This window comes from Brachybacterium subflavum, from assembly GCF_009299795.1.
GTDB lineage: Bacteria > Actinomycetota > Actinomycetes > Actinomycetales > Dermabacteraceae > Brachybacterium > Brachybacterium subflavum.
The window spans coordinates 774114-800072 of sequence record NZ_VIGP01000001.1; the positions used below are offsets into that span (position 1 = coordinate 774114).

The following is a 25959-nucleotide window of genomic DNA, read 5'->3' on the forward strand; positions in this document are numbered from 1 at the left end:
GACCGTGTGGTCACCACAGGGTCAAGCTTGGCCCTGCGGCCGAGGGCGCGCGTCCCTCAGCTGAACTGGATGCCGCCGTCGACGAGGATCGTCTGGCCGGTGACGTAGTCCGAGTCCTCACCGGAGAGGTAGGAGACCAGGCGCGCGATGTCATCGGGTTCCGAGACGCGGCCCAGATGGATGGACTCCGCGTTCTCCGCGAGCGCCTCGCCGCGCTGCTGCCCGTTCTTCGCCGCGAGCTTCTCGTCGATGAGGTCCCACATGGCGGTGCCCACGATGCCGGGCCCGTAGGCGTTCACGGTGATGCCGTGCTCGGCCCACTCCATGGCCGCCGCCTGGGTGAGGCCGCGCACGGCCCACTTGGTCAGCGAGTAGGGACCGAGGAAGGCGAAGGGACGGAAGGCCACGATCGAGGCGGCGCCGATGATCTTGCCGCCGTGGCCCTGGGCGACCATCTGCTTCGCGGCCTGGCGGTAGGAGTTGAACACTCCCGTGATGTTCACGTCGAGGATCTTCTGGAAGTCCGCGGCGTCGTAGTCCAGCAGCTCCTTGACCTGCGCGATGCCCGCGTTGGCGACGAACACGTCGAGGTGTCCGCCGGCGGAGACCGCGGTCTGCACGAGCGCGGCCACCGAGTCCTCGTCGCTGACGTCCACGGTGGTGCCGGTCGCGGTGCCGCCGGCCTCGGTGATCGAGGCGACGGTCGCGTCGATGCCCTCCTGCATGCTCGGCAGGTCGGCGACGACGACGTGCAGGCCGTCGCGCCCGAGGCGCTGCGCGATGCCCTCGCCGATGCCGCGGGCCGAGCCGGTCACGACCGCGACCTTCCGCCCCTCCGGGGCCTTCGCGCGGGCCTTCTCCACGGTCGAGAGTTCCTGGGATCCGGTGCTGCTCATGGCGTCTCCTCATCGAGTCGTTCTGCTCATCGAACTGATTGCGCGAGCGGTGCTCGCGGTGGCCTGCCAGCAGGTCGCACCCTCAGCAGAGCAAGGGGCCGGGCCGACGGGCAACGCGGGTTCTCGTCCAGCGAGAAGCTGCCGGCGCTCCCGCTCGAACGGCACGCCGCCGAGCCCTGTGGGCAGATCACGCGCGGAGCGCCTCGACTCCGGGGCCGACCATCGTCGGCACGCTCGAGAGGATCAGCTCGTGCATGGCGGCCGCAGCCGCGCTCGGGCGGCCGTCGCGGCGCAGCGCGAGGTTCACCGTCCTCTCCAGGGCGGGACGGACCAGGCGCGCGGAGCGCAGGCCGTCACGGCCGCGGACGACCATCGCCGGCACCACGGCGACCCCGATGCCGCGCTCGACGAAGCGCAGCACCGCGTCCATCTCCGCGCCCTCGACGGCGATCCGCGGGGTGAGGCTGTGGGCCGCGAACGCGGCATCGGTCGCGGCGCGCAGCTCGTAGGAGCGGTTGAAGGCGACCTGGGGGAGGTCGGCGAGCTCGGCGAGGGTCATCTCGTCGGCCATCGCCGTCGGGTCCGTCCCGGGTTCATCGGCCGACGGGCCGGGGTGCTCGGAGCCGCCCCTCGTCGAGGTGACCACGACGAGCTCCTCGCGCAGCAGGGGCACGAGCTGCGCCGCGGATGCCGCGTCGAGGGAGCGATCGCCGCGGCGCCCCTCGCGGGTGACGGTGAGCGCGAGGTCGAGCTCCCCGGCGTCGAGGGCCTCGGCGAGGGTGTGCGCACCTGCCTCGAGCACGTGCAGCTCGATCTCGGGGTGGCGTCCGTGGAAGGCGGCCAGGACGTCCGCCACGAGCGACACGCACAGCGTGGGCGGGGCGCCGATCCGCACGATCCCACGGCGCAGGCCCGCGAGCTCGTCGAGCGCTCGGCGGGCGGCGCGCTCGTCGGCCAGCATCCGCCGGGTGATCGGGAGCAGCGCCTCGCCGGCCGCGGTGAGCGCGGCGCCGCCGCGGCCGCGATCGAACAGCGGCGCGCCCAGCTCGGCCTCGAGACCGGCGATCTTCCGGGAGAACGAGGGCTGGGTGAGGTAGAGCTCCTCGGCCGCGCGCGTGAAGGTGCCCAGCCGCGCGGCGGCGTCGAAGGCCCGCAGGTGATCGATCCTCATGGTCCCCACGGTATATGCACGTCCCGCATCGAAGACAGACGAGAGTTGCATTAGCGCTATGGAAGACGCGTCCGTAGCGTCGGCCCCATGAGCGATGACGCGACCACCCCCGACGACCAGGCGCAGAGCGCGGACCCCACGGCACCTCCCACCCGACTGCTCTCGACCTCGGTCCTCGTGATCGGCACCGGTGGAGCCGGCCTGCGCGCCTCGATCGAGCTCGCCGAGCGCGGCGTCGAGGTCCTCGCCGTCGGCAAGCGGCGCACCCACGACGCGCACACCACCCTCGCCGCCGGCGGGATCAACGCGGCGCTGGGCACCATGGACCCCGAGGACTCCTGGCGCCAGCACGCCGCCGACACCCTGCGCGAGTCCTACTTCCTCGCCGACCCCGAGATCGTCGAGACCGTCACCCGCGCCGCCCCGCGCGGCATCGAGGACCTCGAGCGCTGGGGCATGCCCTTCGCCCGCGAGGCCGACGGCCGGCTCTCCCAGCGCTTCTTCGGCGCCCACACCTATCGCCGCACCTGCTACGCCGGCGACTACACGGGGCTGGAGATCCAGCGCACCCTCATGCGCCGCGCCCGCGAGCTGGACGTCCCGATCATCGACACCGTCTACATCACCCGGCTGCTGGTCGCGGGCGGCGCCGTCTTCGGCGCCTACGGCTTCGACGTCGTCACCGGCCAGGAGGTGCAGATCGACGCCGACGCCGTGATCCTCGCCGCCGGCGGGCACACCCGCATCTGGCGGTACACGTCCTCGCGGCGCGACGAGAACACCGGGGACTCGTTCCGCCTGGCCGCGCTCGCCGGCGCCAGGATCCGCGACGCAGAGCTCGTGCAGTTCCATCCCTCCGGTCTGCTCGCCCCCGAGGACGCCGCCGGGACGCTGGTCTCCGAGGCCGCCCGCGGAGAGGGCGGCGTGCTGCGCAACGTCCGCGGCGAGCGCTTCATGGAGCGCTATGACCCGAAGCGCAAGGAGCTGTCCACACGCGACCGGGTCGCGCTCGCGAACTTCACGGAGATCGCCGAGGGCCGGGGCACGGAGAGCGGCGGCGTGCTCCTGGACGTCTCGCACCTGCCGCGCGAACAGATCCTCGAGAGGCTCCCGCGCGTCTACCGCACCCTCATCGACCTGCAGATGCTCGACATCACCACCAGCCCCATCGAGGTCGCGCCCACCGCCCACTACTCGATGGGCGGGGTGTGGGTGCGTCCCGAGGACCACGGCACAGGGGTCGACGGGCTGTACGCGATCGGCGAGGCGTCCTCGGGGCTGCACGGCGCGAACCGCCTGGGCGGCAACTCCCTCATCGAGCTGCTCGTCTACGGGAGGATCACCGGCGCCGAGGCCGCCCGGTACGCCCGTGAGCGCACGCGCATCGAGCGCGATCCCCGGGCCGTCGCGATCGCCCACCAGGAGATCCGTTCCTTCCTCACCGGCGACGGCATCGAGGTGCCGCGCCGCCTGCAGCGCGAGGTGCGCGACGTGATGAGCGCCCACGCGGGCGTGGTGCGCACCGAGGAGGGGCTGCGCGAGGGCCTGGAGAGGATCCAGGAGCTCGAGACCCGCGCCCTCGAGGTGACCGCCCACCCCGACATCGCCGGCTTCGACGACCTCGCCCACGCCTTCGACCTGCTCGGCTCCCTGCTCGCCGCCCGCGCCACCCTCGAGTCCGCGATCGAGAGGCGCGAGACCCGCGGCTGCCACAACCGCGCGGACTTCCCGGACCAGGACCCTGCGCTGCGCGGGAACATGGTGTGGAGCCCCGACGCCGGCGCGGTCTTCGAGCCCCTGCCCGAGGTGCCCGAGGGGCTGCGCGATCTGGTCGAGGCTCCGTCCGACGACTCCTCGGAGGGCAGGCTCGTCGAGTGAGTGGAGATCCTCGCCGCCGCGGACCCGAGGACCACCTCAGGCTTTCCGGGACCGCACCGGTGCTCAGGCGCCCCGCAGGTTCCGGCGCAGGATCTTGCCGCTCGAGGACTTCGGGATCGCATCGATCATCACGACCTGCCGGACCTTCTTGTAGGGCGCGACGCGCCCCGCGACGAAGTCCATGACGTCCTGCTCCGTGAGCTCCGCACCCTCCTGGAGGACGACGAAGGCCCTGGGGATCTCCTCGCCGGCCTCGTCCCGACCGCCGACGACGGCCGCGTCGGCGATCTGCGGGTGGGCGAGCAGGGTCGCCTCGAGCTCGGCCGGCGCGACCTGGTAGCCCTTGTACTTGATGAGCTCCTTGAGCCGGTCGATGAGGGAGACCGCGCCCTCGGCGCTCACGGTCGCGATGTCGCCCGTGTGCAGCCAGCCGTCCTCGTCGATGGTCAGCGACGTCGCCTGCTCGTTGCCCAGGTAGCCGACCATGACGTTGGGCCCCTTGCAGCACAGCTCCCCGGGCTCGCTGACACCGGTGACGGGCACCGGGATCTCCTCGCGCGTGGCCGGGTCCTGCAGCATGCACTCCATGTTCGGGACGGTGATCCCGACGCTGCTCAGCGGCAGGTCGTCCCTCCCGGCGGGGATCAGCTGCGAGACGGGGCTCATCTCCGTCATCCCGTACCCCTGGCGCACCGAGCAGCCCAGGCGGCGGGCGACCGCGCCTCCGACCTCCCCGTCCAACGGCGCGGCGCCGGAGAACACCGTGGTCACCGCCGAGAGGTCGAACTCGTCGACGAGCGGATGCTTGGCCAGGGCCACCGCGATCGGCGGGGCGATGAACACGAACGTGCAGCGCTGGTCCTGCACGATCCGCAGGAACTCCGGCAGGTCGAAGCGCGGCATCGTCACCAGGGTCGCGCGCTGCAGGAGGGCGAGATCCAGGAGCACCGTCATCCCGTAGATGTGGAAGAAGGGCAGCACGGCCAGCACGCGGTCCTCGGGCCCGACGCCCACGAGGTCGGCCGACTGCGCCACGTTGGCGACGAGGTTGCGGTGGGTGAGCATCACGCCCTTGGGCCGGCCGGTCGTGCCCGAGGAGTAGGGGAGCACCGCGAGGTGCGTCGAGGGGTCCACGGACACCTCCGGAGCGGGGGCGCCGGAGGCGAGCAGGTCGGCGAGAGCCTCGTGCCCCTCGGCGCCGTCGAGCACGATCACCCGCTCGGAGGGGATGCCCGCCGCGGCGGCGCCCTCCGTCGCGGCGGACAGCAGCGGGGAGACGGTCAGCAGTGTCCGCGCCCCCGAGTCCTCGATCTGGGTGGCGACCTCATGACCCGTGGCCAGTGCGTTCACCGTGGTCGCCGTGGCGCCCGCGCGGAGGATCCCGTGGAAGACCGCGACGAAGGCGGGGGAGTTGGGGGAGTGCAGGGCCACCACGTCCCCCACGCCCACGCCGCGGGCGGCGAGCGCGCCGGCGATCGCATCGACCTGGTCCCGCAGGGCGCCGTAGGTGGTCTCTGCTCCCGAGGCGCCGTCGACGACGGCGACCTTCTCCAGGTCCTCCGGGGAGAGGGAGGAGAACAGCAGGTCGTAGAGCGTCAGATCGGGGATCTCGACGTCGGGGCGGGGGCTGCGGAACGGCATGGTGTCTCCTTCGACGACTCATCGCACGGACGGTGCGAGGAGTCTATGGGCGCACCCCTGCGCCGGGTGGGAGATCCCGGGGAGGAACCGTCATCACGTCCAGTCGGAGGTGCGCGCCTTGAGCTCCCGGTAGGCGTCCATGACCTGGGGCGTGGGCTCTGCCGTGAGAGTGCGCCCGCCGGCGATCTCCCAGGTCGGCGGCTCCTCCTCGCCGGTCAGGGCCCAGGCCGCCTGCCGGGCCGCGCCCAGCGCGACATACTCGCCCTCCGGTGCGATCGTCACCTCGCGGCCGAACACCGCCGGCGCGAGACGACGCACCGCCTCGTTCTGCGCGGCGCCGCCGATCAGCACGATCCTGCGCGCCCGACCGCCGGGCAGCGAGTCGCCCAGGAGGTCCTCGAGCGCAGAGATCCCGTCGGCCAGGGAGCACAGCAGGCCCTCGACCGCGGCGCGGGCGATGTCCGCGCGCGTGGTCGCGGTCGACATGCCCTGGAGGGTGGCGCGGGCCGTCGGCCGGTCGGGCGTGCGCTCGCCGTCGAAGTACGGCAGCAGGGTGACGCCGCCCGCCCCCGGCTCCGAGGCGAGCGCCAGGTCCGCGAGGCCCGCGAAGTCCACCTGCAGCAGCTCGCGCGCGAAGTCGAGGATGCGGGCCGCATTGATCGTCGTGGCCATCGGCAGGAAGCGCCCGGTGGCGTCGGCGAAGCCCGTGACGGTGCCGGAGGCGTCCGCGGGGCGCGCGTCGCTCACCATCGCGCACACCCCGGAGGTGCCGATGGAGACCGAGACGTCGCCGGGGCCGAGCGAGAGCCCGAGGGCCGCGCCCATGTTGTCGCCGGTGCCCGCGGCGATCGCCGCGCCGGAGGCGGTGCGGGCCATGACCTGCTGGGGCGCGGCCGGCAGCTCGGGGAGCGCGAGGTCGCGCCCGCCGGTCGCCAGGCGCAGGAGCTCGTGGTCCCAGCCCTCCTCGCGGGTCGAGTAGTAGCCGGTCCCCGAGGCGTCCCCGCGGTCGGTGAAGAAGGCGTCGCCGCCCGCGGAGAGATGGCGGGAGACGAAGTCGTGCGGCAGGAGCACGCGCTCGGCCCGGTCCAGGGACTCGGGCTCGTTCTCGGCGATCCAGCGCAGCTTGGTCGCGGTGAGGGAGGCGACGGGCAGTGACCCGATGCGGTCGACGGTCGCTGCGGCGCCCCCGATGTCCGCGATCAGCGAGGCGGCCTGCGGGGCGGAGCGGGTGTCGTTCCACAGCAGCGCCGGGCGCACCACCTCACCGGCCTCGTCGAGGAGCACCATGCCGTGCTGCTGGCCTCCCACGGAGACGGCGTCGGCCCGCTCGAGCAGGCCCCCGCAGGCCGTCCCGAGGGCCTCGATCCAGGCGCGGGGATCGACCTCGGTGCCGCCGGGATGGGGCGCGCGCTGCTCGGCGAGGACCTCACCGCTCTCCGCGTCGACGAGGACGGCCTTGGTCGCCTGGGTCGAGGAATCGATGCCGAGCACGGCGGTGGGCATGGGGCCTCCAGGGAGCACTGGTCGGGGAGCGCCCCGGGCCCGTGACGGGCCCGGGGCCGGTGACGGGTCCCAGCTTACGGGGCGTGATGTCGCCCGCATCACGCCCCGGACGGGGAACGGGGCGGCGCCGTGGAGCGTTCCCCCAGCAGAGCCCCGCCGCACCTCCAGGAGACGTACATAGTGTGGGGCGAGCCGACAGGGCATCCGGCACCGTGCACCAGCGGCAGGTGCCGCCCTCCCCTCCGGTCCGACGAAGGAGAAGCCGTGGGACGCAGCGTCATGAACATCGTGAAGACAGCCCTGCTGTTCGGCGTGCTCTGGGGCGTCCTGCTCGCCGTCGGCTACCTGCTGGGCGGGAACTTCATCTGGATCTTCGCGCTCATCGGCCTGGTCGGCACCTTCATCAGCTTCTGGAACTCCGGCACCATCGCCATCCGCTCGATGCGCGCCCGCGAGGTGTCCCCGCAGGAGGCGCCGGGCCTGCACCGCATCGTGCGGGACCTCGCGGACCAGGCCGGGCAGCCCATGCCCCGGCTGTACATCTCGCCCACCCAGCAGCCCAACGCCTTCGCGACGGGCCGCAGCCCGAAGCACGCGGCCGTGTGCTGCACCGAGGGGATCCTGCAGCTGCTGGACGAGCGGGAGCTGCGCGGCGTGCTCGGCCACGAGCTCATGCACGTGTACAACCGCGACATCCTCACCAGCTCCGTCGCCGCGGGCGTCGCGGGCGTGATCACCTCGCTCGCGCAGATGGCGCTCTGGTTCGGCGGCGGGCGCGATCGTCAGGGCGGCGGCGGCATCATCGGCGCCCTGCTCGCGATGATCCTCGCGCCGCTCGCCGCGACGCTCATCCAGCTCGCGATCTCCCGCACGCGCGAGTACTCGGCGGACCACGACGGCGCCGAGCTCACGGGCGATCCGCTCGCCCTCGCCTCCGCGCTGCAGAAGATCTCCGGCGGCGTCGCCGCGCACCCGCTCCCGCAGGAGCAGGAGCTGCAGGACACCGCGCACATGATGATCGCGAACCCCTTCCGCGGCGGGGGCATGGGGCAGCTGTTCTCCACGCACCCGCCCACCGAGCAGAGGATCGCCCGTCTCCAGCGCCTCGCCCAGGAGATGGGTCGGGCCTGAGCCGGACGGCCCTCCGCCCCCGGCGCCGCGGAGGCGTTCAGCCCTCGGGGACCGCTTCGCCCATGGCACTGATCTGGAAGGTGGCGCCTTCGGGGTCGGCGACGGTCGCGATGCGGCCGAACGGGGAGTCGACGGGGCCGTCGAGCAGGCTCCCGCCGAGCTCCTGCACCCGGGCGACCGCGGCGTCGGCCGCCTCGACCGCGAGGTAGATCCGCCAGCCGGTGGCGTGCTTCGGCATCACTCCCGCGGCATCGCAGATGCCCCATCCGTTCTTCCCGTCGGCGCCGTTGGTGACGTACCGGAAGCCGTCGTCGTCCATCGGCTCGCTCATCGGGACCAGGTCCGCGTCGACCACGCTGCGGTAGAACGCGCAGGCGCCGTCGAAGTCGTGCGTCATCAGCTCGAACCACACGGGCGATCCCGGCGAGCCGGTGAAGTCGAAGCCCTCGAGCGTGCCCGCCTGCCAGAAGCCGACGCCCGCCTGCGTCGAGTCGAGGACCACCACCATGCTTCCCTGATCGCCCACGGGGTGGGGGCCGGCGACGATGACCCCGCCGTTCTCAGTGACCCTGCGGGCGCGGGAGTCGATGTCGTCGACGAGGAGATACACGCTCCAGGCGGCGGGGAGCGGGTCGCCCTCCGGGCAGGTCATCCCGGTGACGTCCATGAGACCTCCGACGAGGGCTCCGTCGTTGCGGATCAGGTGGTAGTGGTTGAAGTCTTCGCCCATGTCCTCGAACTCCCAGCCGAACAGGCCGGAGTAGAAGGTCTTCGCGGCGTCGACGTCGTGGACGCTGACGTCGAGCCAGGTGGTGCTTCCGATGCTGCGGGTCATGGTCTGCTCCTTCGTCCGAGTGGCACGGGACGGGGCCGTCCCCTGCGCGAGCGCCCTGCCGGGGCGACCGGCGCGCTCACCACGCTAGATGCCGCCGCCCGGCGCGGTATGTCCGTTCCTGCGCGGTGCCGGTATCGTCCGGGCTATGGCCGACTGGTTCCGCAGCACCACATGGACGACCGAGGACGCCGAGCAGTTCGAGCTGCGACTGGGCAGGGCCAGACCCCACAACCGCGCCCAGTACCTGCGGATCCAGGGTGTGCACCTCGAGCGGGAGGGCCTGCGGGCACCCGCGCGCGACCTCTGGCGTCGGGCCATCGATCACGGCGAGCCGGATTCGGAGCGCTGGGCGGCGATGGAGCACCTCGCAGGCTCGCTCCACGAGGACGATCCCGAAGAGGCCGAGCGCCTGCTGCGCGCGCTGCTCGCGAAGAATCCGCCTCTGCAGGGCACCAGCCACGTCGCGCACGTGGAGCTCGCCGACCTGCTCGCCCGACGCGGCACGCGCGCCGCGCTGCGGGAGGCGCGCTCCCTCCTGCGGGCCTCCGAGACGGTGGGCTCCAGCGTGCCGATACAGGACTTCCGACGTGAGCTCGTGCGCGCCAGGGTCCATCACGCCGGGGGCCAGCGGCGCCGCGCGGCGCAGGCTGCTCGCAGCGCGCTCGCGGCCGCCGGCCGGGAGACTCCCGCGGCGTCCGCGCCGGGCCTGGCCGTCCAGGACCTCGCACCGGAGCTCGAGACGTGGCTGCAGTCGGTCGCGGCGACCGCGCGCTCCGACGGGCAGGCGGCCGACGAGCGAGCGCGCCGCGCCCGGTGGCGTCGGGGCTGACCGGCCCCGCGCTCATGGGCGGCGGAGCGAGGGCAGCGCCGAGAGCAGCGGGACCGGGCTCGACCCGTCCTGCGCGCCGAAGCGCAGCGTGACGGCGCCCGCCGCCAGGAGCGGCGCGGGGTGCACGGCGACGACGGGGGCGGCGGGCACCAGCTGCTCCTCGACGCTCGCGTGCGCCGGCACCGCGAAGCCGAGCAGGAACGGCGCGCCCGGGCAGAGCGGAAGGCGTGCATCGAGGCGTCCGCGCAGCAGCATCCCGGCGCGCGGGAGTCCGATCGGCGCGGGGTGCGGATACCAGCCCACCCAGACCGAGGGGTCCCCGCGCGGGCTGAAGCCTGCGGGCAGATCGAGTCCGACGGCGATCGCGCCCGCCCCGTCGCCCGTGATCGTGAAGGGGCGCACGGGGCGGCCCGCGACCTGGTCCGCGAGGCGCCGCAGCGACGCCGGCGGCAGGCCGACACCCGCCCGGAAGCGGCGGGAGAAGCTCGAGAGGGAGTCGAAGCCGACCTCCGTGGCCACGTCGACCACGGGGAGTGTCTCGTCGGCCAGGAGCATCCGTTTGGCCGCGTCGATCCGCAGAGCGGTGAGATAGCGGCCGGGGGAGACGCGGTAGCGCGTCGTGAACAGCCGCGAGAAGTGGAAGGGGCTGTAGCCGGCCTGCTCGGCGAGGTCCTCGACGCCGAGCTCCGCCGAGCGTCCGCGCGCCAGATCGAGCACGGAGGCCCAGCGGGCGGCCGTGCGCGCATCGTCGGCCGTAGCCGGAGCGGAGCCAGCACTCGGGGGCGTGATCGCGGTCACGTCGGAGAGTATACGAAGGAGCCCCGACATCGACCCGTGGGTCGATGCCGAGGCCCCGGCGGGAGCGCCGCGTCAGTAGCCGATCGAGCGCAGGTACTCGCGGGAGTCGCGGATCGCGTCGATCGGGTCGCGGCCGTAGGTGTCGTCCTGCTCGATGAGGAAGTACTCTGCCCCGGCCTTCTCCGCGGCGGGCAGGAGATCGGGCCAGTTCATGTTGCCCTGGCCCACCTCGGCGAACTGGGCGAGGCTCAGGAAGTGGCCGTAGAACTCCCTCATGTCCATATCGCCGTCGTCGAACCGCTGGAAGATCTCGGCATCCAGCGGCGCGATCCGGAAGTCCTTGACGTGGATCAGCTTGCAGGCGCCGGCATAGGCCTCGAGCATGTCCAGCGGCGCCATGCCGCCGCGCTGGACCCAGTGCAGGTCCACCTCGAACAGCAGCGACGGCGCGACCCGGCGCACGATGTCGAAGATGCGCTCGCCGTCGAACTGGATGAGGTCCACGTGGTGGTTGTGGTAGCACAGCGTCACGCCCTGCTCCGCGAGCCGGGCGGCGTAGGGCTCGACCTCGGCGGCCCACGCCTCGCAGGCCTCCTTCGAGACCATCGCGGAGAACGGCATCATGCCGATGCGCAGGAAGCGCGAGCCCGTGCGCCTGCACGCCTCCACGGCGCGGTCGAACTCGGTCTCCAGGGCGAAGCCGTTGCCGCCGGGCGCGATCGAGGCGCTCATGGCGGCGGTCTCGACCCCGAAGTCCTCCTTGCCGCGCACGAGGTCGTCGATGAGCTGGTCGGTCATCTCGACCTGGGAGACCTCGACGGCGTCGATGTCGAGGTCGCGCACGCTGCGCAGCACCTCGTACATCCCCTTCTCGTTGATCTGGTCCTTGAGCATCATGAGCTGGAGTCCGAGGACGGGCATGGTGGCTTCTCCTTCGAATGCGGTGAGAGGTGTTCTGGTGGGCGGGCCGACGGCCCGTGCATCACGAACGGGTGGGGAACTTCCCCTCGGCCTCGATGCGCGCGTTGAGCTCGGTGAGGTACTCGTCGGCCGGGTACTCGACCAGATCGATCTCGCGACCGGTCCATGCCGAGAGCTGCATGCCCGAGGCCAGGCGCACGCCGTTGATGCCCTCGGCGCCGTCGGCGATCAGCGGCGTGCCGTCGTTGATGTGCGCCGCGAAGTTGGTGAGGACGTCGATGTGCTGCTGTCCCCAGACCGACTCGTACTCCTTCTCCTCGACGGTGAAGAGCGAGCTCGGGTCCATCTGACCCTGGAACAGCTTGGCGACGTCCTGCATCGTCATCTCGTTGCTGAGCTCGCGCTCGTTCTTGGACAGTCGGTGGATGGTGACCGTCTTCGAGTCCTCCACGACGATCTTTCCCGCGTCGAACAGGAGCTCGAGGCGGTCGGTGCCGATGATGTCGTTCGTGGAGGTCATGAAGTGTCCGGTGGCGCCGTCGCCGAAGTCCACCACGGCGTTGACCTCGTCCTCGGTGGCGATGTCGCGCTGGAACCCGAAGGCGAGCTTGGCGAACACCTTCTGCGGGACGCCGCACAGCCACTGCCAGAGGTCCAGCTGGTGGGGGGCCTGGTTCACCAGGACGCCGCCGCCCTCGCCGCCCCAGGTGGCGCGCCATGCCGACTGGTCGTAGTAGCCCTGCGGGCGCCACCAGGTGGTGATGATCCACGAGGAGTGGCGCAGCGCGCCCAGCTCGCCGGAGCCGATGAGCGCCTTGAGGTCCTTGTAGACCGGGTTGGTGCGCTGGTTGAACATGATCGCGAAGGTGGTCTCGGGATGCGCGGCAGCGAAGGCGTTCATCTCCTCGACCTGCTTCGTGTACACGCCGGCCGGCTTCTCCGTGAGCGTGTGGATGCCCTTGCCGATCGCGGTGATCGTCATCTCCGGGTGCAGGTAGTGGGGGACCGTGGTGACCACCGCGTCGACATCGCCCGAGTCCAGCAGTGCGACGTAGTCGTCGTAGAACGGCACTCCCGCGTGCTTCTGCGCGGCGAGGTCCTTCTTGGCCGGGTCCGTGTCGGCGATCGCGCCGAGGGACATGCCCTCGATGTTCCCGTCGGCCAGGAGCCCGGCGTACATGCCGCCCTGGGCCCCGAGTCCGATGATGCCGAGTCGTACGTTCTTCTCCGACATGGTGTCTCCTGTCTGCGATGGGTGACTGTCTGCGATGGGTGACTGTCTGCGGTGGGTGACGGGTGGCCCGCGATGCGGGCCGGGTGGGGCGGGCCGGCTCCTCGAGCTCCCCGCGTCGATGGAGTCGGCGGCCCCTCGTGAGGAGCCGCCGACGGTCGGATCAGGTCTGCGTGCCCTCGGCCTCGTGCTTGGCCTCCAGGGCGGCGACGTTCTCGTTCACGCGCTTCTTCGACAGCGGGTACCAGAAGGCGAAGACGAGGGCGGTGGCTGCGAAGAGCAGGCCCGGCAGCAGGGTGGTCAGGCTGTAGACCCCGCTCAGCACACCCTCGGTCTGCTGGACGCCTCCCTCCTCGTAGCCGATCCAGGCCAGGGCCCAGCCGGCGAGTCCTCCGGCGAAGGCCTGGCCGAGCTTACGGGCCCACGAGTAGATCGAGTACACGGTCGCGTCGTTGCGCTCGCCGGTGCGGATCTCCTGGAAGTCGATCACGTCGGTGATGAACGCCCAGATCAGCAGGTTGATGCAGCCGATGCCGAGCATCATCAGCATGTAGCCGATCATGAAGACGATCGGGCTGTCGGTGCGGATCACGCACAGGATCAGGGCGGCGACGAAGGCGAGCCCCATGCCGAAGATGCCGAACTCCTTCTTGCCGAACCGCTTGCCCAGCGCGGCCGCGAAGGGGACGAGCAGCAGGGTCGGGATCAGGCCCACGAGGTTCACGAGCGAGAGCAGCGAGCCGTGGTTGTAGAAGTCGTTGTAGACGTACGGCAACAGCGCCATCAGGGACATCTGGCCGATGAGCATGAGCAGCGCGCCCACGACGATGCCGGTCAGCGCGCGGTTCGTGAGGAGCGTGCCCATCACAGCCCCGAAGCCCATGCGCTCGGCCTTGGGCTTCGGCGGGGTCTCGATGCGCTCCTCGGCGTTGACGTAGCAGAGCACGTAGCAGACGACCGCGAGGATCGCGCAGGCCAGCGCCGCGAGCATCATGCGGGTGCCGGAGAGCTCGGAGCGGCCGTCGATCTGCACGTAGACGACCAGGGGGAGCACCACGGAGACCGCGAGGTTCGCGAGGGTGCCGCCGAGCGAGCGGAAGACGGACAGCGACGAGCGCTCGCCCACCGTGTTCGAGATGACCGAGGCCATCGAGCCATAGGGGATGTTGATCAGCGTGTAGAAGACCGAGCCCCACAGCATGTAGGTGACGATCATCCAGGCGAGGCGCGCCCCGTAGGCGCCGTCCTGCAGGAACGGGCTGAACATCAGCACGGCCATCACCGCGACGGGAATCATGATCCGCAGCAGCCAGGGCTTGAAGCGGCCCGACCGACCGGGCTTCAGCACGTCGATCAGGCGTCCAGCGCCCACGTCGGTGAAGGCGTCGACGATGCGGGCCGCGAACAGCAGCGTGCCCACGTGGGCCGGGTTGATGCCCATGACGTTCGTGTAGAAGATCAGGAAGAACGAGGACTGCAGCAGGAACGTGAAGTCGTTCCCGAAGTCGCCGAACATGTACCCGAACTTGTCGCGCCATCCGAAGGGCCGGATCCGGTGGGGTGTCGGGGCCGGCGCGATGTCGGGAGCCTGGGTCGTGCTCATGTGCATCTCCGTGTCTCGTCCTTGAGAGGCAGAAGGGGGGAGGGAGCACGCGTGACGTCGATGCTCACTGCTTCGCCGTGGTGATCGGCGGGGACCGGGGTCCGCTGCGCCTGTCCTCCGATTGTGGACGGCTCTGCACGCGCGGCAACCTTGTTGCCGCGCCTTGCTCCGACGCCCGGGAGACACGACGCCCGGGAGACACGACGGCCGGGAGATGCGCCGCCCCGGGGACGCGGAGCGCCGGCGGGGATGCCCTGGAGCATCCGCCGCCGGCGCGTCGGAGAGGTGTCGGGAGGCCCGACGTCAGAGGTTGATGGTCACGTCCGCGTCCTTGCGCAGGTCCTGGGCGATCTTCGTGGCCGCTTCGCCCTCCTGCTGGGTCTTCGCCTGCTGGGCGAGCTGGTCCTTGACGTCCTTGTAGGCGGGCACCTGGGTGGAGCCGCCGCCGTCGCTCGCGCCGGAGGACCCGCCGCTCTGGCTCTGCGCCTGGCCGGCCTGCTCGTACTGCTTCTTCAGCTGCGCGTACTGCTGCTTGAGCTCCTTCTCGCTGGGATCGGAGATCTTCGCCTTCTTGTCGATGTACGCGGTGAGCTCGAACTGGGAGGCGGCGTCCTGGCGGACCTGCTTCTCGCTCGACCCCTGCTGCTCGAGCGCCTTGACGACCTCGTCGCCGGACTTCATGCCGTTCTGCTGGGCGATGGTGTCCAGGGTCTTGTCGATGTCGTCGTCGCCGGCCTTGATGCCGACCTTGTCGGCGGCCTGGGTGAGCAGCTGGTTGTCCACGAGCTGGTCGGCGACCTGCTTCTTCAGCGAGTCCTCGTCGGGCGCCTGGCCGCCGGACTGCTGGGACATGGTGGCCTGCTGGTACTGGGACTCGTAGGCCTGGCTGAACTCGTCCTTGCTGATCTTCTTGCCGTTGACCTCGGCGACCGTATCGGGGACGCCGGAGAGGTCGGGCTTGCCCTGCTGGTCCTGCTGGGACTGCAGGCCCTGCTGGCCCCCGTCGCTCGCGGACTGCTGGGAGCCCTGCTGCTGACCGGAGCCGGACTGGTCGGCTCCCTGCCCGCCGCCGCAGGCGGCGAGGGCGAGGACGGCGGTGAGGGAGACGGCGCCGAGGGCGCGTCGGGCGGTGGTCCTGATGGTGGTCATGGATCCTCCTGGGGTGGACGGCCCGGGCGACGGTACAGGTCGAACCCTGGGGCCGTGTTCGTGGAGTGTTCAGTGCTCGCCCAGCCCCGGATGGGTTGGGCCGACGGACGGGGGAGGAGGAGGGAGGAGACAGGAGTGCGGGAAGCGCAGAAGACCGCGGCGGCGAGGCACGAGTGCTTCGCCGCCGCGGTCTTCGGATCCGCGGAGTGCGGGAGGGACTCCCGAGTCCGGATCAGTACAGGTTCAGGAACGCCTGCAGGGTCTTGACGCTGCCCGAGTCGAGCTGGTCGCCGCCGTTCTGGGAGGCGCCGACCTGGTGCTCGATGCCCTTGACGGTCGCCGAGCCGAGGTCGCCGTCCTGGGTGTTGCCGGTCCAGGCCTGGACGGCCTTGACGGTCTGGGCGTCCATCTTGCCGGTCTGGTCGATGTTCAGCCAGTCCTGCAGGGCCGAGACGGTCTTCGGGCCCATCTTGCCGTCGACGTCCAGGGAGCCCGCCACGGACATGCCGGGGGCCGAGGAGTTCGAGGAGGACTGCGAGGTGCTCTTCTTCGCGGTCTCCTTGGTGAAGCCGTTCTCGGTGCAGTTGTCGGCGATGCCGTCGCCGTCGCAGCTCCAGTCGCCCTGCTTCTCGCTGGACTTCTTGGTGCTGGAGGTGGACTGCGAGGTGCTCTGCTTCTTCTCGGTCTTCTTGGTGAAGCCGTTCTCGGTGCAGTTGTTCGCGATGCCGTCGCCGTCGCAGCTCCAGTCGCCCTGGGGCTTGCTGGACTGCTTCGAGGAGGTGCTGCTCTTCGAGGACGACGTGCTCTTGGAGGAGCTGGAGGACGAGTCGCTCGAGCTGCTCTTGCTGTCCGAGCTCGAGGAGCCGGTGGAGGCGCTCGCGTTGGAGTTGCCGGAGCCGGAGAGGCTCACACCGCAGACGGGCCACGCGCCCTTGCCCTGCTTTGCGAGCACCTTCTCCGCGACGGCGATCTGCTGGCTCTTGGTGGCCTTGTCCGCGCTCGAGGCGTACTTCGTGCCGCCGTAGCCCGCCCAGGTCTGCTGATCGAACTGCAGGCCGCCGTGGTAGCCGTTGCCGGTGTTGATGGACCAGTTGCCGCCGGACTCGCACTGGGCGACGGAGTCCCAGCCGGTCGCGGCGTGGGCGTCGGTGGTGCTGGTCGCCATCATGCCGGTGGCGACGAGGGCGCCGCCGGCGATCGCGATGGCGCCGCGGCGGAGGTAAGCGTTGAGCGTCGAGGTGCTCTCATGGGTCGACATGGGAGATGGCTCCTTCGAGAGTCGTCGATAAGGGGGAAGTCCTGGAGCAGCTGCCGAACCGCCGGGGGTGCAAGCGAACCGGGGTGCATCTGCGTCGGCCACCGTACGGGCGCGGCGGGGGAGCGCCTCAAGGGTGGTGAAGAAGAGTTGGCAGAGCCTTGACCTTGAATGCCCGGTGGCTCACACGACACGCCGTTACCTGCGCGTGACCTGAATGTTGGGGGAACGAAGTCTGGTCGTCGCGCCAAGGATCCGGGGCTCAGCGCGTGACGTGGCGCGCTTCCGGTGGCGTCGACGCAGGTCATGTCCGTAAAGAATCGCCGCATCAGGTAAAAGCGCACGGTGCGGCCGCGCGCGAGCCACGGTGGGGCCGCGCGCGGGCCATGGTGCAGCGGCGGGGGAGCCCGGGCGAGCTCCCGCCACGCGAACGGGACGCGCGGACCGGGTCCGGGCCGCGCTAGGGTGTCGGCTCCTCCCTCCCCGGCGCGGACCCCGTGCGGTCCGGACCGGGCCCGCACGGCATCGCCGCCGCGCACCTCCTCACGGTGGCGCGATGCCCCGTCCCAGGAGTCCCATGCCCCCCGAAGAACCACCGAACGTCCACCCGCCGGCATCGCGACCGGCCTCGGGGACGGCCCCGGCGCGCCGCACGGCCCTGAAGGTGCTGGGCGGCGTCGTCGCCGCGGGCGCCATCGGCACCGCCACCTACGGGTCGATCGCCTCCGCCTCCGGCGGTGAGGACCTGCGCTCGTCCCTCACGATCATCGCCCCCGCCGCCGCCGGCGGCGGATGGGACACCGCCGCGCGCTCGATGCAGCAGGCCCAGCGGGCCGGAGGCATCGTGAACAACACGCAGGTCGTGAACATCCCCGGAGCGGGCGGAACGATCGCGCTGTCCAGCCTCGCCGGCCAGCGCGGCCACGCCGAGACCCTCATGATCGGCGGCACCGGCCTGCTCGCGGCGACCATCCAGTACGGGTCCTCCACCACGCTCGACGACGTCACGAACCTCGGCGTCGTCGTCGAGGAGAACGACGTGATCGTGGTGCCCGGCGATTCCGAGTTCGAGAGCCTCGACGACCTCGTCGAGGCGTGGAAGAGGGACGTGGGCGGCATCCCGTGGACGGGCGGCGGCTCCTTCGACCAGCTCGTGGTCACCCAGCTCGCCGTCGCCGCCGGCGTCACGGGCTCCGAGGTCAACTACATCTCCTCCGACGGCGGGGGAGAGGCCACCCAGGCACTGCTGAACGGCACGGCGAAGGCCGCCTCGAGCGGCTACCCCGACTCCGTCGACATGATCGAGTCCGGGAGGCTGAAGGCACTCGCCGTCGTCGCCGAGAAACCGATCGAGGGCATCGACCTGCCCACCACCGTCGACCTCGGCTACGACGTGACCCTCACCAACTGGCGCTCCATGCACGCCCCGGCCGGGATCAGCGAGGACGAGATCTCCCAGCTGCTCGCGATCATCGAGGAGACGATCGCGACGCCGGACTGGAAGGAATCCGTCCGCCACTACCACTGGGCGGAGAACGTCGTGGACCGCGACGAGATCCAGCACTACCTGGACGAGCAGGCCGAGCTGATCCGCTCGCTGTACGAGGAGCTCGGCGTATGAGCACCACCCCGCACACCCCCGGCGCCCCGGACACCGAGCCCGGCGCCTCGTCGGCCGAACCGGAGACCGGGCTCCTCGCCGAGCTGTCCGTCCCGATCGTCATGGCCGCCTTCGCGATCTACCTGCTCGTGGGCATCGTGACCATGAAGCTGCCCGAGGGCACGTCGTTCCCCGGCCCGCGCTTCGTCCCCGAGATCCTCGCTGGGAGCATCGCGGTGCTCGTGATCGTGCAGGTCGTCAGCGTCCTGCGGCGCCACAGCCCGCTCGCACTCGACCGCACCCGCCCCGCCGGACGCGACGAGACCGAGGGCATCGCCGGCACCGTCACCCGGCGCGTCGGCATCGCCTGGGGCCCCTTCGCCTGGGCCGTGGGCGGCTTCGCCGTGTTCGCGGTGACCCTGCCCTACCTCGGCTGGATCCTCGGCGGCGGCCTGCTGTTCTGGTGCGTCTCGCGGTCCTTCGGGTCCCGCCGCCCGCTCATGGACGTGGTGATCGCGCTCGCGGTCTCCTCCGTCGCCTACATCTGCTTCGACATGGCGCTCGGGCTCGCGCTGCCCTCGGGCCTGCTGGGAGGGGGATTCTGAGATGGATTCGATCAGCATGCTGCTGGGAGGGCTCGGCGACGCCCTCACCCTGACGAACCTGCTGTGGGTGCTCATCGGGTGCCTGCTGGGCACCGCGGTGGGCGTCATGCCCGGCCTCGGGTCCTCGATGGCGGTCGCGCTGCTGCTGCCCGTCACCTTCGCCCTGGATCCGACGGCGGCGTTCATCATGTTCTCCGGCATCTACTTCGGGGGACTCTTCGGCGACTCGACGATGGCGATCCTCATGAACACCCCCGGGCAGGCCTCGGCGATCGCCTCGACCTTCGAGGGCCATACGATGGCCCGCTCGGGCCGCGCGCCGCAGGCCCTCGCGACCGCCGCGATCGGCGCGTTCGTGGGCGGCATGACGGCCTCGGTGCTCGTGGTGTTCTTCGCGCCGTGGCTCGCGGCCTTCTCCACGAGCTTCGGCCCCGCGGAGTTCTTCGCCCTCGCCGTGTTCGCGTTCTTCGCGACCAGCTCGGTGCTCACCGACTCCGCGATCAAGGGCCTGCTGGCCCTCCTGCTGGGCATCGGCATCTCGGTGATCGGCATCGACGGCGTAAGCGGCGCCCCGCGCTTCACCGCGGGCTCGCCGCTGCTGTTCGACGGGATCTCGCTGGTCACCGTCACCGTGGGGATGCTCGCCCTCGCGGAGGTCATCTACGTGGCCTGCCGCGAGCGCTTCGACCCCACGCGCTCGCCGATGAGGGCCTCCGGTCGGCCGTGGCTGAACCGTGCAGAGCTCAAGGAGGCGGCACCCGCCTGGGCGCGCGGCACGATCATCGGGCTGCCCTTCGGCGTGGTCCCGGCCGGTGGATCGGAGCTGCCCACCTTCCTCGCGTTCGGCCTCGAGCGGCGCCTGGACTCGCGGCGCAGGAATCCGCGCTTCGGCAAGGGAGCCATCCGGGGCCTGGCGGCACCGGAGGCGGCGGGCAACGCGACCACCGGTATGGCGATGGGTGCCCTGCTGGCCCTGGGCCTGCCGGTCTCCGCGACCGCCGCGATGATGCTCGCCGCCTTCCGCCAGTACGGCCTGCAGCCCGGACCGCTGCTGTTCGACCGCTCGGCGGACCTGGTCTGGACACTGCTGGCGAGCTTCTTCCTCGCGATGATCGTGCTGCTGGTGATCAACCTGCCCTTCGCCCAGCTCTGGGCGAAGCTGCTGCTGATCCCCAAGCCGTACCTGTACGCGGGGATCGCGATGTTCTGCGGGCTGGGCATCTACGCGTCCAGCCCGTCGGTCGCCGACCTGCTGATCCTGCTGGTGATCGGGCTCATCGGCTTCCTGATGAGGCTCGCCGACTATCCGCTGGCCCCGCTGATCATCGGCATGGTGCTGGGGCCCCTCGCGGAGACCAACCTGCGCGACGCGCTCATGAGCTCGGACGGGAACGCCCTCGCGCTCCTGGACGGGCCCATCGTCTGGCTCATCTACGCGCTGCTGCTCGGGGCGATCGTGCTGACGATCCTCTCCGCGGTGCGGCGCAGCACGGCGGCTCGGCGGGCCTCGCGCGAGACGTCCGCCGACGTCTCCGTCTGACCCCGAGAGGGCATCCGCAGGGTCGGGCCCAAGGGGGCACCGACAGGGTCTGGCACCCTGGCGGTGCCCCCGTAGTCTTCGAGCATGGATCCGATCACCGAGCTGCGGGAGTTCCTCGCCTCACGCCGCGCCCGCGTGCGCCCCGAGGACGCGGGCCTGCCCGCCTTCGGCACGCACCGCCGCGTCGAGGGGCTGCGCCGCGAGGAGGTCGCCCTCCTCGCCGGCATCAGCGTCGAGTACTACACGCGCATGGAGCGCGGACGGGTCGGATCGGTCTCCGACGAGGTCCTGCTCGGCATCGCCCGAGCCCTGCTGCTCGATGACATCGAGACCGATCATCTGCGGCGCCTGGTGCACGCCGCGGGAGCACGCCGTCGGCCCGAGGGACGCACCCCGTCGAAGGCCGCGGCCGCCGTGCCCGCGCGGCTCTCGGACACTGTGCGCCGGATGCTCGACATGCTCCCCGCGCCCGCCTTCGTGCGCAACGGCCGCTTCGACGTGATCGCCGCGAACGCGATGGGCAGGGCCCTGTACAGTCCGGTGATCGAGTCGATGAGCGCACCGAACACGGCCCGCTTCGCCTTCCTGGTGCCCACCGCCCAGCAGTTCTTCGTCGACTTCCCCGGCGCGCAGCGCGACGTGGTCGCCTTCCTGCACGCCGAGGCCGGTCGCGACCCCTTCAGCAAGGAGCTGCAGGACCTCGTGGGCGAGCTCTCCATGCGCTCCGACCGCTTCCGCGAGCTGTGGGCGCAGCAGGACGTGAAGCTCCACCGCGCCGGCACCAAGCACCTGCGCCACCCGCTGGTGGGGGAGATGGTCCTGGACTACGAGGCCTTCGAGATCCCCGCGAGCCCGGGCCTGCGCCTGAACGTGTACACCGCGGCACCCGGCTCGAGCGCGGCCGACGCGCTCGCCGTCCTCGGCAGCTGGGCGGCGAGCACAGAAGCCGACGACCATGGCACCGACGGGGACTCCGCGCAGAGCGCGGCCGGGCAGCAGGACGCGGACGCGCCGGCAGGCGACCCGTCCCGGGGCACCCGCCGAGGGTCCTGAGATCCCAGGGGTCGACGGACCGACAGACCGACGGGCCGCCGCCGCGGGGGCCGACGGGGCGGGCCCACCGGCCCGCGCGCGGACTCAGACCGGGTGCGTGAACGCGACGGGCGTGCCCGTCGCCCGGGCGTGGGCGATCTCCCGGCGGGTGGACTCGCCGATGTAGCCGCCGGGGCACACGACGAGCACCCGATCGGCCAGATCGATCTTGCGCAGGTGCAGCGCATCGAGTGCGGTCTTCTGCTCGGCGCTGACTTGCCGGTCCTCGACGCGTCCGAAGACGCCCGGCGCGAGCACGATCGCCCCGCTGAGGGTGAGCTCCCGGTGGGCCTCCTGCATCTCGCGGGCGAAGCGCGTCGATCCGCAGATGCAGACGATCTCCGGACGGTCGCCCTCCGCCGGGAGGTCCGCGCTCATGCGCCGAGCTCCTGGGCGCCGAGGCGCGCGAAGCGGATCTCGCGGGCGTCGACCTCCCACAGCAGGGCGACCCCGCCGTCGGGCATCGGCGTCACCACCGAGTACTCGCAGGCGCCCGGGGCGAACACGAGCACCTCTTCGAAGGTGGCGCCGTCGTCGCGCGACAGGTGCAGGGTGCCGCGGCGACGCTCGCGGGGATGCCATGTGCTCGACAGCCAGATCTCGCGCGAGCGCGGATCGGAGGGATCGGCAGCGGGGAAGCGCCGGGCCAGCTGGGCGTTGTTCCCCGGGTCGACGATGTCCTCATCCTGGCCCAGGTGCTCCCAGGTCTCGCCGCCGTCGGACGAGACGGAGCGCCGGCGGTGCCCGCCCTTGCGATGGTCCCGGGAGCTCAGCAGGATGCGGGAGTCGGAGAGCTCGACGATCGTCGTCTCGTCCATGTCCTCGCCCGTCGGCTCGCCGCGACGCCAGGTCTCGCCGTGGTCGTCGGAGAACAGCACGAAGCTGCGGACGGTCTCCCCCTCCTGCTCGTCCGGTCGCGGATGCCACGCGCAGTAGGGCTGGAGGAGCCTGCCGCGGTGCGGGCCGCCCCGCAGCTGGATCCCGGCGCCCGAGGTCGCGAACGCTCCGCGGGTCGGAGCCGGCTGCGCGACGTCCGTCAGGGACGCGAAGGACCAGCTGCGTCCGGCGTCGTGCGAGGTCGCGATCGCGGAGGAGAGGATGCGGCGGTCGGCGTCGTCCGTCCCGGGCAGGGCATCGGAGAACCCGCGGTCGCGGGCACGGGTGTGCAGGACGTGCACGGCCCCCGTCTCCCTGTCGACGAGCAGGCTGGGATCGGTCGAGTACACGCGCTGCTCCCGATCGGCGGGCCGCAGAGGTTCGATGTCCTCCCAGGTCGCGCCGCCGTCGGGGGAGCGGCGCAGGTACAGACCCGTGGGGTCTGGGACGTCGTTCCAGCTGTCCCGGCCGTCGAAGGCGGCCAGCACGGTCCCGTCCTCGAGCGCCGCGAGGGCGCAGATGCGGTAGGCGGGCATCGGGCCCTCGCCGGCGCGAGCGAGGACGCGATGGGCGATGCCGCCCTCCGGATCGGGGACGAGGGGCAGGGCGCGGGCGCTGCTCATGAGGAGGGCGGTGCCTTTCTGCTCAGCGCTGGACGGCGTCGCGGAACCACGTGGTGATGGTCGTGGGGTGGGTGATCGCGGTGCCCACGACCACCGCGAACGCCCCGGCGTCGGCGCAGGCAGCGGCCTGCGCCGGTGTGTGCACGCGGCCCTCGGCCACGAGCACGGAGGTCGCGGGCAGGGAGGTCGCGAGCTCGCCCAGCAGCTCGAGGTCCGGCCCCTCGGTGCGGCGGCGCGCATCCGTGTATCCGGACAGGGTGGTGCCGATGATCTCGGCACCGGCGTCGGCCGCCGCGAGCGCCGAGTCCAGGCTGTCGCAGTCGGCCATGATCGGCCCCGCGAAGCGCTCGCGGACCGCGGCGACGGTCTCGCCGAAGGCCCGGCCGTCGGGGCGGGTCCGCGACGTGCCGTCGAGGGCCAGGATGTCGGCGCCCGCGTCGATCACGGCGAGGCAGTGATCGAGGGTGGGGGTGATGAACACGCCCTCCGCTCCGTCCTTCCAGATCCCGACGACGGGGACGTCCACGGCGTCCTTCACCTGCCGGATGTCCTCGATCCCCTGGGCGCGCACCGCGGCCGCGCCCCCGCGCTCGACGGACGCGGCGACCTGCGCCATGGTGCGCGGGTCGCGCATGGGCTCGCCCGGGTAGGCCTGGCAGGAGACGATCAATCGGCCCTCGAGGGCGGCGACGAGAGGATGCATGACGGAATCCTTCCGGGAGCGGGAGCGGGAGCAGGAGCAGTGATCGGAACGCTGGTCGGTGCTGCGAGATGCAGTGCGGGCGGGCGGTGGTGGGGCCCTGGGATCAGGTGATCGCCCAGGCGGCCGCGCCGAGCAGCGCCGCGTGCGAGCCGGCGCGTGCGGGGACCACCGGCGTCGCCGAGACGACGTCCATCGCCTCGCGCGCGACACCCTTCCCGAGGGCATCGTCCCAGACGCTGCTCGCGCCGACCACGCCGCCCGCGAGGGCGACGACCTCGACGTCCAGGACGTTCAGCAGGGAGCCGATGACGCGACCCGTCGCGAGCCCTGCGAGGCGGTAGGCCTCCCGGGCGGGTCCTTCGGCCGCGCGCGCCGCGGCGGCGAGCGTCGGCCCGTCGATGCACTCCGCGGCCCCGGCGCCCAGCCGGCGGGCCAGCGCGAGGATGCCCGGGCCGGAGGCGAGGCCCTCGAGATGGCCCACGCGGCCGCAGGTGCAGGGGACGGACTCGGCCTCGGGAACGGTCACGTGCCCCACGTGACCGGCCGCGCCCCGGGTGCCCACGAGCGGCGCTCCGTCGCTCACCAGGGCTCCGCCGATCCCCGTGCCCACGGCGACGAGCAGCAGGGAGCGCACGTCCGCCCCGGTGCCGAACAGCGCCTCGCCGAGCCCGTGCGCGTGCACGTCGTTGAGGGCCCGCACGGGCACGCCGAAGCGATCGGCGAAGGCGGCCGTGAGCCGCGTGCCCGGCCAGCCCGGCAGCGAGGAGGTCGCGTGCGTGATCACCCCGCGCTCGACGTCGACGACACCGGCCGAGGAGATGCCGACGGCCGCGGGTGCTTCCGCTCCCGCCTGTGCGAGCACCCGCTCACCCGCTGCGAGGGCCGCCGCGAGCACGGCCCGGGCGCCGTCGGGCGCGGGGGTCGGGACGGTCGTCTCCTCGAGCACCTCGGCGCGGGAGCGGTCGGGCGCGATGCCCACCCGTGCCGCCGTGATCTTGGTGCCGCCGATGTCGAGGGCGAGGACCGCGGATGAGGCGGAGGGGGCGGGACCGCTGAGGGGCCCGGCAGGCTCAGCGGGCGGCATCCAGCAGTCCCGCCTGCTCGAGGATCGTGCGGATGCGCCCCACGACCTCGCCCTCGAGCGGGGCCATCGGCGTGGAGACCATGTTCGTGGAGATCAGGCCGAGTTCGCGCAGCGCCGTCTTGAAGGCGCCGATGCCGGCGGTCGGCCCCACCTTGTCGGCGGGCTGGAAGACGATCTCGAAGAGGGCCGCCAGGCGGTCCTGCTCGGTGCGGACCGTGTCCCAGTCGCCGGCACGGGCGGCGCGGTCCATGCGCACGTAGCCGGCCGGATCCACGTTGCCCAGCCCCGGGACCGACCCGTCGGCCCCGGAGAGGTAGGCGCCGTCGACGACGACCTCGTGGCCGGTGAGCAGCGTGAGCGGGGAGCCTGCCGCCCGGTTCATCGCGGCCAGGCGGCGGAAGGCGACGTCGTCGCCGCTGGAGTCCTTGACCCCGGCGATCGCGCCGTCGGTGGCCAGATCCATGAGCTGGGCGGGGGAGAGCTTGAGATGCACGCAGACGGGGATGTCGTAGGCCCACACCGGCACGGAGGATGCCGCGCCGAGTGCACGGAAGTGCGCGCCCAGCTCGTCGGGCCCGGTGATCGAGTAGAACGGGGCGGTCGCGACGACGCCGGCGACGCCGTGCTCCTCGGCGGCGCGGATGTGGGAGATGACGCGGCTGGTCTGGGTGTCGATGACGCCCGCGAGCACCGGCACCTGACCGGCGACCTCTCCCGTCACCGCGTCGAGGACGCGGTCGCGCATGGCGTCATCGTGGTAGGCGACCTCGCCGCTCGAGCCGAGCGCGAAGATGCCGTCGACGCCGCCCTCCAGGAGGTGGCCGACGAGGCGGGCGAGGCTCTCGCGGTCGAGATCGCCCTCCGGGGTGAGCGGGGTCAGCAGCGGCGGGACGACGCCCCGCAGGCCGGTGGAGGGGGTGTGGACATCGGTGGTGGCGGTGGTGGTGGTCATGGGGGATCCTCCCGGGGGATTCGTGTGCTGGGTCGATGGTCCC

Annotated in this window: 23 protein-coding genes; 7 read left to right on the forward strand and 16 right to left on the reverse strand. The window is 71.9% G+C overall.

Annotation, left to right across the window (positions count from 1 at the left end; translation table 11 throughout):
- Positions 1 to 56: 56 nt before the first annotated feature.
- A complete protein-coding gene (locus tag FHG10_RS03415) occupies positions 57 to 896 on the reverse strand; it encodes an SDR family oxidoreductase (RefSeq protein ID WP_152351892.1) in 840 nt (279 codons plus the stop codon).
- 187 nt (positions 897 to 1083) lie between these two features.
- Entirely contained in the window at positions 1084 to 2067 is a 984-nt protein-coding gene (locus FHG10_RS03420; RefSeq protein ID WP_152351893.1) for a LysR family transcriptional regulator, read from the reverse strand.
- An 87-nt stretch (positions 2068 to 2154) separates the two neighbouring features.
- Here FHG10_RS03420 and FHG10_RS03425 point away from each other — a divergent pair, with 87 nt between their 5' ends.
- Positions 2155 to 3945 carry an L-aspartate oxidase gene (locus tag FHG10_RS03425; protein WP_152351894.1) on the forward strand — a complete coding sequence of 597 codons (1791 nt, stop codon included), beginning with the start codon at positions 2155 to 2157 and terminating at the stop codon, positions 3943 to 3945.
- 63 nt (positions 3946 to 4008) lie between these two features.
- Here FHG10_RS03425 and FHG10_RS03430 read toward each other — a convergent pair whose 3' ends face one another.
- Positions 4009 to 5586: an AMP-binding protein gene (locus FHG10_RS03430; protein ID WP_152351895.1), complete on the reverse strand. Its 1578-nt coding sequence runs from the start codon at positions 5584 to 5586 to the stop codon at positions 4009 to 4011.
- A 93-nt stretch (positions 5587 to 5679) separates the two neighbouring features.
- Positions 5680 to 7089, reverse strand: a complete 1410-nt coding sequence (gene xylB / locus FHG10_RS03435) for a xylulokinase (RefSeq protein WP_152351896.1) — start codon at positions 7087 to 7089, stop codon at positions 5680 to 5682.
- A gap of 279 nt (positions 7090 to 7368) precedes the next feature.
- Between xylB and htpX the strand changes: the two genes are divergently transcribed.
- On the forward strand, positions 7369 to 8220 hold the full coding sequence (htpX, locus tag FHG10_RS03440) for a zinc metalloprotease HtpX (protein WP_152352026.1): 852 nt from the start codon (positions 7369 to 7371) through the stop codon (positions 8218 to 8220).
- A 37-nt stretch (positions 8221 to 8257) separates the two neighbouring features.
- On the opposite strand, the gene FHG10_RS03445 is transcribed toward htpX, so the two are convergent.
- Positions 8258 to 9055 (reverse strand): VOC family protein, encoded by a 798-nt coding sequence (locus FHG10_RS03445; RefSeq protein ID WP_152351897.1) that lies wholly within the window; start codon positions 9053 to 9055, stop codon positions 8258 to 8260.
- 145 nt (positions 9056 to 9200) lie between these two features.
- Here FHG10_RS03445 and FHG10_RS03450 point away from each other — a divergent pair, with 145 nt between their 5' ends.
- The gene (locus tag FHG10_RS03450; protein WP_152351898.1) at positions 9201 to 9884 is read left to right on the forward strand and encodes a hypothetical protein; all 684 of its coding nucleotides are present in this window, start codon (positions 9201 to 9203) and stop codon (positions 9882 to 9884) included.
- Between the two features lie 12 nt (positions 9885 to 9896).
- Here the strand turns inward: FHG10_RS03450 and FHG10_RS03455 are convergent, their stop codons facing one another.
- The 6 genes from FHG10_RS03455 to FHG10_RS18435 all read right to left on the reverse strand — a co-directional run bounded on the left by FHG10_RS03455 (position 9897) and on the right by FHG10_RS18435 (position 16844).
- Positions 9897 to 10682 (reverse strand): helix-turn-helix transcriptional regulator, encoded by a 786-nt coding sequence (locus FHG10_RS03455; RefSeq protein ID WP_227488004.1) that lies wholly within the window; start codon positions 10680 to 10682, stop codon positions 9897 to 9899.
- Between the two features lie 72 nt (positions 10683 to 10754).
- Positions 10755 to 11603 (reverse strand): sugar phosphate isomerase/epimerase family protein, encoded by an 849-nt coding sequence (locus FHG10_RS03460; protein ID WP_152351900.1) that lies wholly within the window; start codon positions 11601 to 11603, stop codon positions 10755 to 10757.
- Positions 11604 to 11664: 61 nt separating this feature from the next.
- Entirely contained in the window at positions 11665 to 12837 is a 1173-nt protein-coding gene (locus FHG10_RS03465; RefSeq protein ID WP_152351901.1) for a Gfo/Idh/MocA family protein, read from the reverse strand.
- A 160-nt stretch (positions 12838 to 12997) separates the two neighbouring features.
- Positions 12998 to 14437, reverse strand: coding sequence for an MFS transporter (locus tag FHG10_RS03470; protein ID WP_152351902.1), 1440 nt, complete (start codon positions 14435 to 14437; stop codon positions 12998 to 13000).
- A 303-nt stretch (positions 14438 to 14740) separates the two neighbouring features.
- Positions 14741 to 15586: a SurA N-terminal domain-containing protein gene (locus FHG10_RS03475; RefSeq protein WP_152351903.1), complete on the reverse strand. Its 846-nt coding sequence runs from the start codon at positions 15584 to 15586 to the stop codon at positions 14741 to 14743.
- 232 nt (positions 15587 to 15818) lie between these two features.
- Positions 15819 to 16844, reverse strand: coding sequence for a transglycosylase family protein (locus tag FHG10_RS18435; RefSeq protein WP_152351904.1), 1026 nt, complete (start codon positions 16842 to 16844; stop codon positions 15819 to 15821).
- 574 nt (positions 16845 to 17418) lie between these two features.
- Here FHG10_RS18435 and FHG10_RS03485 point away from each other — a divergent pair.
- From FHG10_RS03485 to FHG10_RS03500, 4 genes are all read left to right on the forward strand, one after another.
- The gene (locus FHG10_RS03485; protein ID WP_193636176.1) at positions 17419 to 18462 is read left to right on the forward strand and encodes a tripartite tricarboxylate transporter substrate binding protein; all 1044 of its coding nucleotides are present in this window, start codon (positions 17419 to 17421) and stop codon (positions 18460 to 18462) included.
- Positions 18459 to 19046, forward strand: coding sequence for a tripartite tricarboxylate transporter TctB family protein (locus tag FHG10_RS03490; RefSeq protein WP_152351906.1), 588 nt, complete (start codon positions 18459 to 18461; stop codon positions 19044 to 19046). The genes FHG10_RS03485 and FHG10_RS03490 overlap by 4 nt, the downstream gene beginning before the upstream one ends.
- Position 19047: 1 nt before the next feature.
- Positions 19048 to 20586, forward strand: coding sequence for a tripartite tricarboxylate transporter permease (locus FHG10_RS03495; RefSeq protein ID WP_152351907.1), 1539 nt, complete (start codon positions 19048 to 19050; stop codon positions 20584 to 20586).
- A gap of 84 nt (positions 20587 to 20670) precedes the next feature.
- Positions 20671 to 21639 carry a helix-turn-helix domain-containing protein gene (locus FHG10_RS03500; protein ID WP_152351908.1) on the forward strand — a complete coding sequence of 323 codons (969 nt, stop codon included), beginning with the start codon at positions 20671 to 20673 and terminating at the stop codon, positions 21637 to 21639.
- 84 nt (positions 21640 to 21723) lie between these two features.
- Here FHG10_RS03500 and FHG10_RS03505 read toward each other — a convergent pair whose 3' ends face one another.
- From FHG10_RS03505 to FHG10_RS03525, 5 genes are all read right to left on the reverse strand, one after another.
- Positions 21724 to 22056, reverse strand: a complete 333-nt coding sequence (locus tag FHG10_RS03505; protein ID WP_152351909.1) for a hypothetical protein — start codon at positions 22054 to 22056, stop codon at positions 21724 to 21726.
- Positions 22053 to 23177 carry a sialidase family protein gene (locus FHG10_RS03510; RefSeq protein WP_152351910.1) on the reverse strand — a complete coding sequence of 375 codons (1125 nt, stop codon included), beginning with the start codon at positions 23175 to 23177 and terminating at the stop codon, positions 22053 to 22055. Before FHG10_RS03510 ends, FHG10_RS03505 begins: the two co-directional genes overlap by 4 nt.
- Positions 23178 to 23199: 22 nt before the next feature.
- Complete coding sequence (locus FHG10_RS03515) at positions 23200 to 23880, reverse strand: N-acetylmannosamine-6-phosphate 2-epimerase (protein ID WP_152351911.1); 681 nt, start codon at positions 23878 to 23880, stop codon at positions 23200 to 23202.
- A gap of 103 nt (positions 23881 to 23983) precedes the next feature.
- Positions 23984 to 24964, reverse strand: a complete 981-nt coding sequence (locus FHG10_RS03520) for an ROK family protein (protein ID WP_152351912.1) — start codon at positions 24962 to 24964, stop codon at positions 23984 to 23986.
- Complete coding sequence (locus FHG10_RS03525; RefSeq protein ID WP_152351913.1) at positions 24951 to 25916, reverse strand: dihydrodipicolinate synthase family protein; 966 nt, start codon at positions 25914 to 25916, stop codon at positions 24951 to 24953. Before FHG10_RS03525 ends, FHG10_RS03520 begins: the two co-directional genes overlap by 14 nt.
- Positions 25917 to 25959 lie beyond the last annotated feature (43 nt).